This is a genomic window from bacterium (assembly GCA_021108215.1).
Classification (GTDB): Bacteria; Oederibacteriota; JAAXVQ01; order JAAXVQ01; family JAUVAV01; genus JAIORK01.
Genome location: JAIORK010000049.1, coordinates 160,842 through 178,109, shown reverse-complemented (window position 1 = coordinate 178,109; position 17,268 = coordinate 160,842). Strand labels below are relative to the sequence as shown.

General features: G+C 47.8%; 12 protein-coding genes. All 12 read left to right on the top strand.

Annotated elements, in window-relative coordinates; all coding sequences use genetic code 11:
- The first annotated feature begins 5 nt into the window (after positions 1-5).
- The 12 genes from K8S19_11620 to K8S19_11565 all read left to right on the top strand — a co-directional run bounded on the left by K8S19_11620 (position 6) and on the right by K8S19_11565 (position 17,211).
- Positions 6-512, top strand: coding sequence for a ribonuclease H-like domain-containing protein (locus tag K8S19_11620; protein ID MCD4814327.1), 507 nt, complete (start codon positions 6-8; stop codon positions 510-512).
- A 276-nt stretch (positions 513-788) separates the two neighbouring features.
- Positions 789-1,616, top strand: coding sequence for an HAD-IIB family hydrolase (locus tag K8S19_11615; GenBank protein ID MCD4814326.1), 828 nt, complete (start codon positions 789-791; stop codon positions 1,614-1,616).
- A 119-nt stretch (positions 1,617-1,735) separates the two neighbouring features.
- Entirely contained in the window at positions 1,736-2,908 is a 1,173-nt protein-coding gene (locus K8S19_11610; protein MCD4814325.1) for a cation:proton antiporter, read from the top strand.
- Between the two features lie 52 nt (positions 2,909-2,960).
- Entirely contained in the window at positions 2,961-5,981 is a 3,021-nt protein-coding gene (locus K8S19_11605; GenBank protein ID MCD4814324.1) for a tetratricopeptide repeat protein, read from the top strand.
- Complete coding sequence (locus tag K8S19_11600) at positions 5,978-7,753, top strand: TonB-dependent receptor (GenBank protein ID MCD4814323.1); 1,776 nt, start codon at positions 5,978-5,980, stop codon at positions 7,751-7,753. Before K8S19_11605 ends, K8S19_11600 begins: the two co-directional genes overlap by 4 nt.
- Positions 7,754-7,813: 60 nt before the next feature.
- Complete coding sequence (locus K8S19_11595) at positions 7,814-8,491, top strand: MotA/TolQ/ExbB proton channel family protein (GenBank protein ID MCD4814322.1); 678 nt, start codon at positions 7,814-7,816, stop codon at positions 8,489-8,491.
- A complete protein-coding gene (locus tag K8S19_11590; GenBank protein ID MCD4814321.1) occupies positions 8,488-8,928 on the top strand; it encodes a biopolymer transporter ExbD in 441 nt (146 codons plus the stop codon). The genes K8S19_11595 and K8S19_11590 overlap by 4 nt, the downstream gene beginning before the upstream one ends.
- Positions 8,925-9,617, top strand: coding sequence for an energy transducer TonB (locus K8S19_11585; GenBank protein ID MCD4814320.1), 693 nt, complete (start codon positions 8,925-8,927; stop codon positions 9,615-9,617). The genes K8S19_11590 and K8S19_11585 overlap by 4 nt, the downstream gene beginning before the upstream one ends.
- Positions 9,618-9,624: 7 nt before the next feature.
- Positions 9,625-12,543, top strand: coding sequence for an ATP-dependent helicase (locus tag K8S19_11580; protein ID MCD4814319.1), 2,919 nt, complete (start codon positions 9,625-9,627; stop codon positions 12,541-12,543).
- A gap of 58 nt (positions 12,544-12,601) precedes the next feature.
- The gene (locus K8S19_11575; protein ID MCD4814318.1) at positions 12,602-13,828 is read left to right on the top strand and encodes a SpoIID/LytB domain-containing protein; all 1,227 of its coding nucleotides are present in this window, start codon (positions 12,602-12,604) and stop codon (positions 13,826-13,828) included.
- 27 nt (positions 13,829-13,855) lie between these two features.
- Positions 13,856-14,899, top strand: a complete 1,044-nt coding sequence (gene queA / locus K8S19_11570; GenBank protein MCD4814317.1) for a tRNA preQ1(34) S-adenosylmethionine ribosyltransferase-isomerase QueA — start codon at positions 13,856-13,858, stop codon at positions 14,897-14,899.
- Between the two features lie 212 nt (positions 14,900-15,111).
- Complete coding sequence (locus tag K8S19_11565) at positions 15,112-17,211, top strand: diguanylate cyclase (protein MCD4814316.1); 2,100 nt, start codon at positions 15,112-15,114, stop codon at positions 17,209-17,211.
- The last annotated feature ends 57 nt before the right edge of the window (positions 17,212-17,268 follow it).

Below are 17,268 nucleotides of genomic sequence, written 5' to 3'. Positions count from 1 at the left end.
GAACTATGGCGGGACAGGTGAAAATAGGGTATCTGGATATCGAGACATCCTATCAGGGCAGCATTACCATTGTGGGTGTCTATGTCCCTGGAGAAGGCACCCGGCAGTTGGTTGGCAGTGAAGTGACATCTGCCAATGTTTTGGAAATTGTAGCTGAGGTAGGGGTCATTAAAACCTACAATGGCGACCGGTTTGACTTGCCGGTGATTAAACGCCGCTTGGGTCTGGACTTAAAATCACTCTACCGGCATGAAGATATTATGTTTCGCTGCTGGAAACATCGTTTAAAAGGCGGATTGAAGTCGGTTGAACGGCAATTGGGATTTGTGCGGGAAACCGAGGGTGTGGATGGGATGCAGGCCATGTCCTTGTGGGCTGCCTGGATTGAAAAGCAGGATCAACCGGCACTTGATTTGTTGCTGCATTACAATCGGGAAGATGTTGAATTTTTAGAAAAAGTTGACCAAAAATTAAGTCAACTGGATGCCGTGGCCAAGAGTGTCAATTTGTGAGAAGATGAAAAAACCTTTAAATTTTTGGGGTTTTATGGTAATTTAATATTTCTACTGCAAAACTCTGGTTGCTGTCCTTGCGAGGAGCGGTAGCGACGAAGTCCCGACCAGTTGGGAAATCGTCCGGGACTCCCTGTGGTCGCAATCTTGATTTTATAAGAATAAAATTAGATTGTCGCGGGCACCCCGCATACGCGGGGCAAACTGCTTGCAATGACTTTTTTGAGTTTTGCAGTAGAATCATTTAGTAATAAAATACGAAGGTTCAGGAGCACCATGAAGGCACTTATCAATAAGGCAACTTTGGAAATTCTTAAACACCGTCTGGAAGCAGCCACCCGCTTGTTATTGTTTATTGATTATGACAGTATTTTAATTCCAGCCAGTGCGGTCGGTGCGCCCATGGCGCTCGAACCGGAGGACCGCGAACAATTGCGCGAGCTTTCGGAAAAAAATGCGCTCACGCTGGCGGTTGTCAGCAACCGTTCTCAGCAAGATTTGAAAAAAATGGTTGGTTTTTCCGGGATTTATTTTTTAGCAAATAATGGTATGGAGATAGCGGGACCGGATCTTAATGTGGTCCATGGCGAAGCCAAACGGGTACGTCAGGAATTAACTCCGCTGATAAAAAAATTAGAGGGTGATTTGAAAGCGTTGCCGGGAGTCATCATGGATAACCGGATTTACTCACTCTCGGTGAATATTGCCAAGGCAAAACCACCTATTCAGAGAAAAACCCGGCTGCTCTTAGAACAGGTATGGACGCCGGTGATGGATTCTTTTACACTCTATGAAGCAAGACATGAATTGATTATGCGTCCTCGTCTGGGGTGGGGCAAGAACCGGGCAGTGATGTTTATATGGAATAAATTTTCTTCACCGCGGCGCCGGCCGTTTGTTATGTATATGGGTGCGGATGAAAATGATGAAGAAATTTTTTCTCAAATGGGTCGGGAGGGCATGGGCATTGTCATGGGCGGTACCGCGCGCGCTGCCCGATCCAAGGCGGGTTATCAATTGAAAAACCGGGCGGAGGTCAGCCGTTTCCTGACCTGGCTTTCACAAAACGTTTCCAGGATTAAGACATCCGGTGCGGCGCATTAATATGTCACTCAAAACGATCCAGTCATGATTATTCTGAATACCTAAGACAGCTCGAGGGATGACAACTATTTAAGTAACAGCGTTGACGATATTGTATTTGAAAATAAGGAGAAAAAATAATGCATGATGCCTTGGTGAAAATATTGTTGGAATTGTTTATTATTATTGTGGCTGCCAAGCTGGTGGGGGAAATATTTGAGAAGATTAAGCAGCCCGCCGTTGTGGGTGAACTCATGGTGGGTATGCTGATCGGCCCGCATGCGCTGGGATGGATTCATGAAGGCGAAATTCTCATGATTATTTCTGAATTGGCCGTGATTTTTCTCCTGTTCCAAGTCGGGTTGGAAACCAAATTATCCGAGATGCTCAAAGTAGGAAAGAAGTCGGCTTTGGTCGCTTTAATGGGCGTGGTACTGCCGTTTATGGCCGGGTATGCATATTTTGCCGCATTGAACCATGATTATAAAACGGCGCTGTTTTTGGGGGCCGCCATGGTGGCGACCTCAGTGGGGATCACGGCCCGTGTACTGGCGGATCTTAAATTTTTAAAAACCACCGAGAGCAGGATTATTTTAGGTGCCGCCGTGATTGATGATGTTCTGGGCATGATTGTGCTGGCAGTTGTGGCCGGTCTCGGTAAGGGTGAGTTTTCCCTGGGGGCCTTAATTAAAATTTCTTTTATGGCAGTCGCATTTGTGGTGGTTGTTTTGGTACTTGGTACATGGCTGGTGAATAAGATATTCCATCCGGTCAAAAAAATGAAAACCCGCAATATGTCTTTTATTATTCCCCTTGTGGTATGTTTTGGGCTGGCCGCGCTGGCGCAAATGATCGGTTTGGCCGCAATTATCGGGGCGTTTTTGGCAGGAATGATTTTTGCTGAAATCAGGGAAGAATATGAATTGGAGAAGAAAATGGAACCTATGGCGGATTTATTTGTTCCGATCTTTTTCGTGGTAATGGGGTCACAGGTTAATGTTTTCCTTTTTGGTTCCGTCTCTATTATCACCACGGCTGTGATTGTCACCCTGATGGCGATTGCGACCAAACTGATCGGTTGCGGCGCCGCCGTGTTCAAAGACGGGATTCATTCGAGCATGATTATTGGTATTGGTATGGTGCCGCGAGGTGAAGTTGGACTGATTATTGCCTCCATCGGCGCCAAGATGAATCTGTTTTCTCAGGATGTTTATGCGATTATTGTGGCCATGTGTATGGCAACAACCTTGCTGATGCCGCCTTTGATGAAATGGGCGGTTGGAAAAAAGCTTAAAGCACAGCAAGCGCGCTAAGAACGTTCGCGTCACGGGGATGGGTGTAAAAAACGAAAATGGGATTATTTTCATGACTTTTAAACAGCGTCTGCGCTGCCTCCTGGTGCTCCTCGTTGCAATGCTTGCCTGGCCGGCCTTGGTGTCTGCCATGATGCCGGCGGAACAGCATTTTTCTTTTGCGGTGAAATTATTTCAGAGCCGTACTTTTCAGTTGGCGCGTTCACAGTTTAATTCTTTTTTAGAGCGCTATCCCCAGCATCCGCGCGCCGGTGATGTGCAGTACCTTTTGGCGGAAAGCTGGTATAAGGAGGGGGGATTTTACCGCGCGGAGATTGGTTTTCAGCGCGTGTTGGAATACTACACCCTGAGTCAATACCGGGATGAAGCCCGGTATCGCCTGGCCAGATGTAAAATTGAACTGGGACGGCATCATGAAGCCGTGTATGAACTGGAAATCTTTCTCAAGGAATTTCCTTCCAATTATCTTTCCGCCGAAGCGCATTACTGGCTGGCTGAGGCGAGGTATCGCAGCAAACAACTCGAAAAAGCAGCACTGGATTTTGCCGTATTTCGAAACAAATTTCCGGAACATCGTTTGATGCCGTATGCCATTTATTCGCAAGGTTGGACGCATTATGAAATAGCACGGATTGAAGCCGCCGGCGCCACCGCTACCGCGGCAGGTCAGGCACACTACCGGATGGCTGAAAAGAGCTTTGCACAGCTGGTGACCGAGGATCAGCCAATTACGTTGCGCTGTCAGGCGTTGTACTACCGGGCGGAATCGTTTGCCGCGCTGGGGAAATATAAAGCGGCCCGGGAGAGTTACCGCCAATGCATGCGGCAATTTCCGGAACGAACACTGTTTGTGTATGCCTGGTATGGAAGCGCGGTTGCGCAATTACTTAATCAGCAACCTGAAAAAGCGGAAGCGACGCTGCGCCAATTGTTGGAAAAACAACCCAAGCATGCGGTTGCGCCTTTGGCCAATCTGCGTTTGGGCATGGCACTGGCCAAGCAGGAAAAATATGATGAGGCGGTCAGACAATTTATAAGTGTGGCGGTTCGCTATCCGGGCAATACCGTGGTCCCGCGTGCACTGTATACTGCCGGATGGTGCCGGGTGCAGCAGAAAAAATATAATCCTGCCATCAATTTGTTTCAAAGAATGATGACGACCCAACCGAGTGGAGAACTTGCCGCACAGGGACTGTATCTGATGGCCAATGCATTCTATAAAATGGAACGCTTTGATTCATCTTCCAAAGTCTATCAGGATGTCTATCATCATTATCCCCGGTCGGTTTGGGCGCCGCTGGCGATGTTTTGGGCGGGGTGGAGTGAATTTGCTTTGGGGCGCTATGAAAACGCCGGAGATGAATTCGAGCGCGTGATTGCCGGGTTTCCGGGCCATGCCATTGTATCTGAGGCCTGTCTGCGTCTGGGAGATGTCTATTTTAAACTGCAAAAGGACGTAAAAGCCCGTAATCAATATTCCAAGGTTTTGCAGGAGTATCCTCTGGGGCGGGAAGCGGCACTTGCCCAATCCGGGATTGCCTGGACTCATTTTCGTGCGGAAGAGTATGCGCAAGCAGAGCCGGTTTACAAAAGCATTATTTTGCTTTATCCGGCAGGACCGGTCCAGGCGGATGCCCTGATGCGTTTGGGTGATATTGCCTTTAATCGCAAAGCCTATGAAAAAGCGGATGAATATTATACGCGCGTCATCAGCCGCTATCCGGGAAAAGTGGAATATAATGAAGCGCTTTTTCAAAGTGGGTGGAGTGCTTACCGAATGGAGAAATTTTCGCGGGCGATTGCTCGGTGGGAACGCTTGCAAGCAGAGCAGTCCCAACATGCGCTGGCCGGGGAGGCGCTCTACTGGACGGGGTGGGCGAAATTCAGACAAGGATTTTTTGCGGAGTCGCGAAAACTTTTTGCGGCCATGCAGGAAAAATACCCCAAGAGCCATCTTGCGACCGATGCTTACTTACGCGTCGGGATTAGTTATTATAATGACAAAAAATATAAAAAGGCCATAACTCAGTATAAGGCTTTTGTGAATAAATATTCTTCAGATCCTTTGGTGCCGGATGCCCTGTATGGGATTCAATGGTCCTATTATCAATTGGGAGAGCATAAAAAAGCGATTGAGGCATCGCGTCGATTTGTGAAGAAATATCCGCACAGTCCGCTTTCAGCGGATGTGAAGTACCGGATTGGCGAGCACTATTATCATCGCAAGCAGTATAAGCGGGCACGTCTGGAATTTAAAGCCCTGCTGTTGGAGTATCCCAAAAGTTCCTTGGTGGTCAATTCTTTGTACTGGCTGGCCTGGTGTGATTTTAAGGAACGCCGCTACAATGAGGCACTGGCGTATTTCCGGAAAATCAAAAACGATCATTCGGAAAGGGAACTGGCGGTGAAGTCGGCATTTTGGATGGGGACCTGTTATTTCAAAGTGCGGGAATATGATCAGGCAGTACACCTCTATGATCTGTTTGTCGAAGAACATCCGGATAATAAATTGGCGGCAGATGCCAGGTTTAATAAAGCCATGGCGTATAAGCGTCTCGGCCTGGATGTGGAAGCACGCGAGGCGTATGAGGAAGTTATGGAGTTTTATCCGCAAACCGACCTTGCTTTCAAAGCCCAAATGCATATTGCCTACACGTTACAGGATGGACGTCATTATTCCGATGCGGTTGCAGAGTATAAAAAAATTGTGGATGCGGCTCCGGCCAAGTTTGCCGCTGAGGCGCAGTTCTGGATTGGTGATATCTACGAAACACGGAAAAAATATAATACGGCAATTAATGAATATACCAAGGTCGCAGACCGGTTTCCTGCGGTGCAGCGCTGGTCGGTGACGTCACTGGCACGGGTGGCTGAAATCTATGAAAAGACCGGGCGATTTGACGCTGCGATCAGTACGTATAAGCGCATCACACGGTTTAGTCATGATAAACGCTGGAAAAAATCAGCTAAAGCCAGGATACGGTTAATTGAGGAAAAACTCGCGACACTGGAATCCATTCCGGCACCGCCGGCGGGTAACGCATCTCCTGATGGGAAGAAAAGGGACGAATGATGGTATGGGATAATCAAGCAGAATACTCGGTAATCAAACAATCCGTTTGGATCATTTTTTTCGTGTCTTTTTTTGTCGTGCAGACACCGGTTTTTGCGGAAGAACGCGGCGGCAAGCTTTCCGGAGACCATGATAAAGTGGGAGCGCAATTGGATGCGCCGGACGCCAATGAACCGGACCGGGGCAAAGCAGGTGCGGACAAAAACAGGCCTACTTTGAAATTACCGGATATTGTTGTCAGAGGTGACCGCCAGTATAGAGTTACCGCAGAACGCAGAGACCTCCTGCTGATGGATCCCATGTTGGGAACCAAAGAAATGCCGGCAGATCTTGGCAAAGTAACTGTGCCGGGGTTGGAAGATGACAAGGATGCACCGGCAGCAGATACCGTGACTGCCAAGAGCTATCTTTTTCTTTTGGAGGCGGGTATCGGAACAAGCCGGCTCGGGGACGCCAAGGTGATCGCAGGCTATGAATTTGAACACGTGGATATGATATTGCGGGCGGATTATTTCAGCCGGGACCACCCGGCGGTTTTTGGAATTCGTCCTTTTGATCAGGGCGGGAATATGGATTTTGAATTAGGTGTCAGGACTTTTTCCGGTCTAAAATTGATTGCCGGATTGCGGGGCAAGGCGGAGACCCATCGGCAGCCTGAGGGTTTGGCCCAGGGGTGGGGAGACTGGCTGGAGCAAGCGTTTGGAAGTGCCCGAATTAATGCCGAACTTGAAATCAACCCGCGTTCCAATATTTTATTAAAAACCCGTTTGGGAAATTTTTATGAGCAAGGTATCGCGCCGGATAAGCGTCCGGTGGTGCGCAGCCGGTTTGGCGAGATCGGCGCGGAATACGAGCAGGATATTCAGGGGCTGATGAAAGAAGATATCAACCTGCTGATTAAACTCGCCATTATCAGCCAGGAAGCTCTGATGGAGAGTACGATGCAGCAGTGGCGGGAAACTGAATATTTACAGCATCTCACGGCCCATCTCCGGTTTCGCCCTGTATCAACACTTCATTTGGAAGCCGGCATCCGCATGGATGAATTTCATGGCGTGAACCCCAAAAACAGTTCGAAGCTTGTCGGCAAAGCATCGTTGGTGCTTCCGATCGGCGCAACACTTTATGCTTTGGCAGACGGCGGGTTGCAATGGCCTTTGGTACAGGAATGGGCTTTCGAGCATCCGCGTCAGGCACTTTTTAGTCTTCCGGAAGCGGAACATGTTCAAAATGATTATCAGGTTGGCTGGCGTCAGCGCTTTGGGGACCTGTTGTCAACCAATGTGGCTTGGTTTAGAAAAAACAGTACGGCTTTTCCGGTCTGGCTGGATGGCGATGGTGACGGGCTGTTTGCACGGCTTGAACTATCCGATGGAAAGCAAGAAGGCTTGATGGCTCAGATGGAGCTGCACTACAGCCGGACCCTATCGCAGGTGTTTCGCTATACGTATCGGGAAAGCGATGTAGCGGGCGGTCTGTTGATGCCCAATACACCCCGGCATGAAGGTCAATCCGAACTTCGGTTGACATATTCAGAGCTTCATTTTACGCTGATGTATCATTATCTGGGTGAACGGTACGGAGATCCGTCGGAAACCCAACCCGCGTTAGGCGCTGCACATTTACTGGGTTTGGATGCGGATTATCAACTTTTGGACTATCTGGATGTTTATCTTAAGATGGAAAATATGTTGGGATATACCTGGGAAGAATGGAAAGGGTATTCCGGAAGAACGTTTAGCTTCATGTGCGGCGTAAGAATTGGTTTTTAGATGGATGTTTGCAAAAGATTTGTAGTATGAACTAAAATTTCTCAAGGAGGCTTTCACTCGATGTTTCAAGATTTGACTTTTTGGCAGTTACTGGCAAAGGGCGGCTGGACCATGGTTGTCCTTATGATTTTTTCACTGATTTCCTGGTACATCATTTTTGAACGGGCAATTCGGTATCACATGGCCAAAATTGATGTTGAACATTTAATGCTGAAGGTGAAAAAAATGGTGCAATCCAATAAGCATGTGGATGCAGGCGATTTATGCCAGGAGACACCTGGACCGGTTGCCGCCACCTTGAAGACGGGACTGCGGTATTTTGCCAGAGGTGCGCTCTCGGCTCGCGAGGCCATGGAACGGGTAAGCGCATTGGAGCTTCTGCGTTTGGAGCATCTGCTCTCTTTGTTGGCCACGATTGGTTCCATTTCTCCGTTTATAGGACTTTTTGGGACTGTGCTGGGAATTATTAATGCATTTTCCGCGCTGGCGGATTCTTCGGCAGCCGGCGCATCGGTGGTTTCCAGCGGGATTGCCGAGGCACTGGTGGCAACCGCCGGCGGCTTGTTTACAGCGGTGCCTGCGGTGATTGCGTATAATTATTTTGTGCGGCGGGTTACCCGGTTTGATACGGAGATGGCGACTTCCGCATCGGACCTTCTCGACAGCATGTACGGGTCAAAAGAGCTCCATAAAAATCAGAGTGACGCTTACCCGCCGGGGATGCGGGGGGGCGCATGAGACGGGTCGCGCAACGCAATCGTGTGATGAGCGAGATTAATATTACACCGCTCACAGATGTTATGATGGTGCTCTTGGTTATTTTCATGGTGACGACACCTTTGATTATGAAAGCCAGTATTGATATTAATCTTCCCAAGGCTCATGCAAAAAAAGCGGTTACCACGGCGGAGAATCTTCAAATTACACTGACCGATGAGAATAAAATTTATTTAAACGGGACCATTGTAAAAATCGGCGATATTGAGCAGAATTTACGTCATTATTTTGAAGCGGGGAGTGATCCCACGGTTACGGTTTCTGCGGATAAAAACGTGCCTTACGGCGATGCTGTGAGGATACTGGATATCGCCCGTCAGGCAGGTGCCGCCAAATTGGTGCTGGCTGCCGAGCCCTTGCCGGTGAAAGCGCTTTCAGAGGAGATTATGCAAAAGTGACCTGGGACCGTACGACCGGATTTTCTTTTGGCATTACATTTGGATTGCATATTGGTTTGATTGTTTTATTTAGCGGTATGCAATTGCAAAAAGCCACAATCGCAGAGATGCCTATGTTGATTGAGGTGACCCTGGCCGGGAGCAGCGCACCCAAATCGGTTGACGAGGGGGTGAAGGCGCAAGGGGACGCCATTGGCAGTCCGGTTCAGGATGAAACCGGACAGACTCATACGCCGGAGGAGATTGCCGCCTGGCGGGAAAAAAGGCGCCAACAGATAATCCGTGAATTATCCCGGGACCGGACCGGCACAACCATTGGTGCCGGAAAAGCGCGTTTGCGTCAATCCGATGAAAAACTTGCCGAGGGGCGGGGGGCAGGTGATTGGGGCACACCCGGATCACCAACCGGGACACTAAGTCTTTCGGGGGATATTGCCGCCCGTGGGTATAAAGAACCGGATTTTTCCACACTGAAAACTGTGATCACGGAAGAGACGCGTTTGCGTTTGACCCTGGTGGTATTGCCGGAAGGGGATGTTAAAACCGCGATTTTGCTGGAGACCTCCGGGTATCCCTATGTAGACCAAAAGGCGATTGAGTTGGCAAGAAAGATTCTATTTGATCCTTTGCCCAATGACTGGCAGCAAGTAGAACAGCAAGGCGTCTTGACCATCAAATTGAAGTTGTAATCCATCTATGAAATTATCCGCTCTGGAAAAAATTATTGAGGGTCTGAATCCCGGACAAAAGCAGGCAGTGACCCATGGCCGTGGACCGCAACTTGTGGTCGCAGGTGCCGGTACCGGGAAAACCGCAGTGATCACAAAACGTATTGCCCACATGGTCAGCAGCAAGCTTTGTTCCGCCAAGGAAATTCTGGCACTGACATTTACGGACAAGGCAGCTGAAGAAATGGAAAACCGGGTGGATTTATTGGTGCCGTATGGATTTACCGATAGCACCATCTGTACGTTTCATGCCTTTGGTGACCGGGTATTGCGCGAGCAGGGTGTTTTTTTGGGCATGAATCCGAATTACAAAGTTCTCTCCACGGCGGAGCAACTCATCTTTCTACGGGAACATATTTTTGATCTCCGCCTGGATAAATTGCGACCGCTCTCAGATCCAACCCGGCATTTACAAATGATTTTGCGTGTGATCTCACGCGCCAAAGATGAAGATGTGACGCCGGAGACCTATTTGGCTTATTGCGACCAGTTGGAAACACATAATAGTGAAGATGCCGAACCTGCGGATATTGCTGCTTGGGAAAAACAAAAAGAATTGGCGCATGTTTATGCATGCTACCAGGCATTACTGCTCAAGCACGGATTGGCGGATTTTGGGGATCTGATTACCCTGACGCTCAAACTGTTTAGGGAACATCCTGATGTGCTGGCGGATTATCAACAGCGTTACCGGTTTATCATGGTGGATGAATTTCAGGACACCAATGCAGCACAATTTGCTTTGCTGCGAATGCTGGCCGGTGAGAATGGGAATATTACCGTGGTGGGGGATGATGATCAGAGTATCTATAAATTTCGCGGTGCCGCCATATCCAATATTCTGCAATTCACGCACTATTATCCATCAGCCGACATCAAGGTCTTGAATGAAAATTACCGTTCGACGCAAACAATTCTGGATGCTGCCTATCGTCTTATCCAGCATAACAATCCTGAACGCCTGGAGGTGAAAAAGCAGCTTAACAAAAGGCTGCGTTCGCAACGTACCGAGAGTGTGCCGGTTTTGTATCAGGGTTTTGAAACAGTATCGGCAGAAGCCGATTGGATTGCCGAAAGACTCAAATCGTTTAAATTAAGTACAGACCGGGGTTGGTCGGAATTTGCACTCCTGGTCAGAGCGAACCGGCATGCAGATCCCTATTTGAGGTCCATGAATATGCAGGGGATCCCTTTTCGGTTTTCAGGAAATCAAGGACTGTACCGGCAGCCTGAAGTCAGACTGTGTATTGCGTTTTTACGTTTGATTGCCAATCCTGCGGATGGACTGGCGTTGCATGCATTGGCATCTTCGGAAGTTTATCAAATGCCGATTGTCGATCTGGCATGGCTGGCTGCGGAATCCAGAAAAAAAAATGAACCCATGCAGCGGATGCTCAAGCAGGCATTGCGTAATCGTGATGCGTTTTTAAGTGATGCAGGAAAAGCGGCCGGGGAAAAAATCCTGGATGATCTTGAGCGGTATTTGGAAATGTCCCGCACGCTTCCGACCGGCCAGATTCTTTACAGGTTTTTAACTGAGAGCCGTCTGCTGGCCAACTATACTGAAGCGCAAACCATTGCGGCAGACAGAATTATCAAGAACCTTTCGAAGTTTTTTAATGTGGTGCAAAAATATGAACATGTTGCCCAGTCGGATAAAGTAATCCATTTTGTCGAGCACTTGACGATGCTTGAATCTGTTGGAGATGATCCCGGCACATCGGAGATGGATGGAGAGATTGATGCGGTCAATGTCTTGACAGTTCATCGTGCAAAAGGATTGGAGTTTCCAATTGTATTTTTACCCGGGCTGGCGGCAAATCGATTTCCTTCCATCAACCGGTCATCAGCATTGGCATTGCCGCTTGAATTGGCCAAAGAAGAATTGTCCGGCGGAGATCCTTTTTTGGGGGAGGAGCGACGACTGTTTTATGTTGCCATGACACGGGCAAAAGAACAGCTCCTCATGTCTTCGGCGCGCGATTATGGCGGAGCACGGGCCTATAAAGTTTCCCGGTTTGTGCTTGAGTCTTTAGAAGTGGTCCCGGATGAGCAAAAATTGGTGACCCTGTCATCATTGGAAAAAATAAAGCGGCATGCACCCCAACAGGCGCCTGAGATCCATTCCGTTGGAATTTTGGGAAAAGATGCTTCGCTCTCACTCTCTTTTTACCAAATTGATGATTTTAAAACCTGTCCGCTGAAATATAAATATATTCATTTGCTGAAAATACCCGTATTGCCGCATCATGCAATTTTATACGGTAAAGCACTGCATACTGCGGTTTCGGAATTTTACCGTCAACGTCTGCGGGGGAAGCTGCTGAACGAGGATGATGTGATTGGTCTTTTTAAGGATACATGGGTCAATGAGGGCTTTATTTCCAGAGAACATGAGGAATTGCGCCTTAACGCCGGGATTGCTGCAATAAAGTTATTTATGAACAATTATACATTAAACCCTGTAGAACCAACATATATTGAACATTCTTTTAGTTATTTTGTCGGTAAAAACAGAATTGTCGGAAGAATGGACCGTGTGGATGTTTCACCGTCAGGCGAGGTCAGCATCATTGATTTTAAAAGTTCTGAAGTTTTTGAGCAAAAGGAAGCGGACAAAAAAGCCCGGGAAAGTCTCCAGCTTAAAATGTATGCTGCGGCATGGCTCCATATGGAAAAAAAATTGCCGGAAAAAGTGGTGCTTTATTTTCTGGATAGCGGATTAACCGGTGTTGCCAAACCGGATCCGGATAAGATTTTAAAAACCGAGGAACTCATTACTGAAATAGCGGCACAGATACGTGAAAATTGTTTTGATCCCAAACCCAGCGTATGGACATGCAATTATTGTCCCTTCCGGACGGTGTGTCCGCATGCTGTTTCTTAAAAATTTACGGACTTCACCTATGAATGAAGCGTCGGCACGATAAAAAAAGGAGACTGTTGTGTTGCATCTGAAAAAAAGTATTCACGCCATCGTATTGATTTTCGCAGCGGGACTGATCACGAGTGCCGGCTTGATAGGTTGCAGCCGGGTTTCGGTCAAGCAAACGGTCATCGCCAACAAAGTGACCCTGCCCGCCGCGAAGATGAAATCATCCCGGAAGAGGAATGTCCGTGTTGTACTGGCCAAGAGCAGTAAAAGAATTACAATTTCCTCCAATCGACCGATGCGTGTCTATGATATGCGGACTAAAAAAAAGCTGGGCAGTATCCGTTTGACCAGTGATGCCCAAATTGTTATTCGGGATGGCCGGATTTTAATGAACGGTCAATTTATCGCCAGTCCGAAGATCCGTCTGGTACCGGAAGCCAAGGAATGGATCCAGGTTAAAAACCGGCACTACCGGGGTCAGATTGAGATTAGGATTAATGAAGAAAAGGGCGGATTGATGGTGATTAATTATGTGCCGTTGGAGGAGTATCTCTATGGTGTGGTCCCGAACGAGGTGCCTGCCAAATGGCCCGAAGAGGCGCTGAAAGTACAGGCGGTTGCTGCGCGGTCTTTTGCGCTCTATAAAATGAGCGGACGCGCCCAACAGCCGTACGACCTGGACGCCACAGTCAACAGTCAGGTGTATGGCGGGTATGATTCTGAGAAACTCAGTACCAACCGGGCGGTTCGGGATACCCTTGGTCAGGTGATGCGTTTTCGCGGCAAGATTATTGCGGCTTTTTATCATTCTAATTGTGGCGGGCATACTGCCAATGTGCAGGATGTCTGGGGAAGTGAGATGGCCTACTTGAATGGGACAGCGTGCGGTTTTTGTGATGATGGACCGCATGCTTCCTGGAAAATGACAATTCCACGCAAAGAACTGGCAGCCCGTTTGCGCAAACGCGGAACCGGTGTCGGGGCAATTGAAAGCATTAATCTGCTGGGGCGGGATGGCAGTGGACGGGTTTTAAAGGTTGGTGTGCGGCACAGCAAGGGTAAGGAAATTATCGCAGCCTCGGCATTTAGATTGATGGTCGGTGCAGACCAATTGAAAAGTACAAAATTTAATTTTCGTGACACAGGCAAAAATCTGACATTTTGGGGTAAGGGCTGGGGGCATGGTGTGGGGATGTGCCAGGAAGGTGCACTGGGAATGGCCAAAAGCGGTTTCGGGTATCGTGATATTTTACGTCATTTTTATCCCGGGGCGGATATTGGCCGGTGTGGCAATTAAGCGGTTCAATCCGGTTTGGGGGAGAAAATGCGACCTAGTAATTTTGATTTTGATTTACCGCCGGAACGTATTGCCCAACACGCCTTGCGACGCGGCGCTTCACGCCTTATGCTGGTGCCGCGGCAAACCGGCCGGTTCCGCCATGCTGTGTTTAAGGATATTTGTCAATGGTTTCGTCCGGGAGATTGTCTGGTACTGAATAATACCAAGGTCATTCCCGCCAGATTGTTTGCTTTGAAAAAATCTTCCGGGATTCAAATTGAGATATTTTTACATCGTGAGATCGCGCCGGGAATCTGGGAGGCGTTGGCACGACCGTGCCGGCGATTGAAACCGGGAATGGTACTTTATCTGGGAGAGGATGGGATGACTATTGCTGCCATACCGGGTAAGGGCATTGTGCATGTTCGTTTTGCGTCTGCCGCCAAAGCACGCCTGTTGATTCGCCGGTATGGGATAACGCCGCTGCCGCCTTACATCAAACGAACGGATAAAGTGCCGGGCGGCAAAACCGAGAACGAAGACCGGAAACGGTATCAGACGGTTTATGCCCGGCAGGACGGCTCGGTCGCCGCACCCACCGCCGGTCTGCATTTTACGCAGTCGATTTTGAAACGACTGCAACAAAAAGGTGTGTGTGTGGCGGAAGTGACACTGCACGTGGGGTGGGGTACGTTTGCATCCTTACCGGATGAGGACGTATCGGGCCGGCGTTTACATACGGAGCAGTATACCATTGATGAAAAAAATGCCCGGATGATTAACCAAAGTAAGCGACTGGGTGGAAGAATCATTGCTTGCGGAACGACGGCGGCACGCGCACTGGAATCGGCTGCCGTGCAAAACGGCGCCGTGTCTTCGGGAAATGCCATGACCGATATTTTTATTTATCCCGGTTATCAATGGAAAATCGTAGCGGGTTTACTGACCAATTTTCATTTGCCAATGTCCTCGTTGTTTATTCTGGTTTGTGCTCTGGCAGACACACATGCCATCAAACAAGCCTACGCCGAGGCTGTTCGGGAAAATTACCGGTTCTACAGTTATGGGGATGCCATGTTGATTGTATGAAGTGATTTAAGCAGGGACATGAAAATTCCGAAAATAAATAGGGTGTATGAATACCGGGTGCCGGATCAGAGCGGGGAAACTGAATTAGTGAAAGAGTATAAAAAGACCGGGTTTTGTGAGAAAATAAAATGACCTATCGTGTGAGCGCTTCGTTAAGGCGCAGCCTGTGGATTTTTATTAATGCAAATCTCTGATTGGGAAGGGAAGGCGGTATGGCAGTAGGCCGTGAAAAATTCAACGCGACAATTGATGTAAAAAAATTATCAGCGCTTTTTACGAAAATAGAAAAAAATCACCAAGATATCCTTGTGCACTTGGATCGTTTTCTCAGCCGGATGCCGGATGTGCTTATTGGCGATATCAATCAGCGGTTCCTTCCTTCGGTTACCGAGTTTATCTTTACTGAGCTTTTTAAACTTAATAAAAAATTGTCAGCCAACCGGCTTGATTTGGCACTAAAACAGCTGCGCAAAGACGCGCTGCGACAGGTCACCATTTCGCGTTCTTTCAGCACATTTATCACGGTATGGATTTCACTGCGGGAAGTGGTGGTCGCGATGACACCCAAATGGTTCGCCGCCGCTTCGGCCAAGGCGATTATTCGCACCGGAGAGGCTTTCTGGACCTTAAGTCTTTTAGAAATTATGCACACGTATTTGGAATACACCGATCAAGTGATTCGGGAAAAGACACTGGAAAGTTCGGTGCTTTTTCATACCACCCAAAGTATTACAACTGAACTGGACCTGGATTCTTTGTTGGGTAAAATTGTGTTTCATGCCGGAATGCTTTTGAAGAACAAACAAATTTATTTGTTTGTTCCGGAAAAAAACACCAATGGTCCTGTTCAGGAAAGAAAATTGGTTTTACGTGCATCGAATTTGATGGGTGAAGCTTATGGTGAATATAGTTTGCGTATGGGTGAAGGCCCGATTGGAAAGACAGCCGAGCTGTGTGTCGCCCGGATTGACAACCATTACAGCAAATCCAAGAAGAAGCTCGCGTTTTTAAGCAATGCCGCACATTTGCTTACAGTACCGATTGTATTTTCGGAACAACTCTTAGGGGTGCTGTTGGCGGTGGGGGCGAAGAAAAATGAGTTGTTTACACATACGGAAAAAGAACTTCTGCTGATGTACAGCCAACAGATTGCGGTTACGTTTAAAAATGTCATGCTCTATCAGGAACAGTCGCATGTCACCCGTGAATTGGAAGAAAAAAATCAGATGCTTGAATTGCAGGCTGACTTGATTTTGCGAAAATCCGCTCAGATGACAGTGCTCAATGAAGTGACCCAGAAAGTGAATTCGTCCCTGGAGCTTAAGGAAGTTTTGGCACTGCTCACCCGTCATGCCGTGGATAGCATTGGTGTAAACCGATGCATTGTTTGGTTGTTTGATGATATGAAAGTGACGCTGGATGCGGTCGCTGCCAGTGGATTGAAGGAGGAACTTCTGGAGAAAATGCGTCTGCCTTTGGACAGTATTCGGGATACGGCTTTTTTTAAAACACTCGCAGCATTAACTCCGCAGCAAATCGGGGCTGATCAGGAGAAAATTTTTTTTTCGGAAGTGTTGGGGGATATGTTGACCGTTAAAACCATGTTGATCGTTCCGCTGGTATTCAAAGAAGAGGCTATTGGTGTTTTGGCAGTGGATGATACGCGGGAAATACATGATTTTTTGGATGATGAAATTACGCTTATTTCAGCAGTTGCCAACCAGACCGTGATGGCGATTGAAAATGCCCGTCTTTATCAAAAAGTCAAGGAGCAGGCAATTACCGATGCTTTGACAGGTGTCTACAATCATCGTTTTTTTCAAATTCGGTTTACAGATGAATATGCGCATTCCAAACGCTATGGCAATGATTTTAGCTTGATTATTCTTGATATTGATCATTTTAAGCATTACAACGATACCTATGGGCATGTGGCGGGTGATTTGGCTTTGAAAGAGATTGCGGCGTTAACCGGAAGTTCCGTGCGGGAAAATGATGTTGTTGCCCGGTATGGCGGTGAGGAGTTTGCCATTATTTTACCGATGACCAATATGGAAGGTGCGCTTATTGTTGCTGAGAGAATCCGGAACTCGATTTTGGAATGCCGGTTTTTGGGAGATTTAAAAGTACCACAGGTATCCATCACAGTTTCGATGGGAATTTCATCTTATTCGGAAAAATTGGAAAACCGTGAGATGATGTTTAAAAATGCGGATAAGGCCCTGTATACAGCTAAAGAAAAAGGTCGTAATCAAACCATTTGTTTTCAAGCGGATATTCTTTCCAAAGAAGCCGATCCCCCCCTCCAATAAATTATGATTTATTACTAAAGATGTTCGTTCCTGTGCTTGAAAAATCTTGCCGCTAAA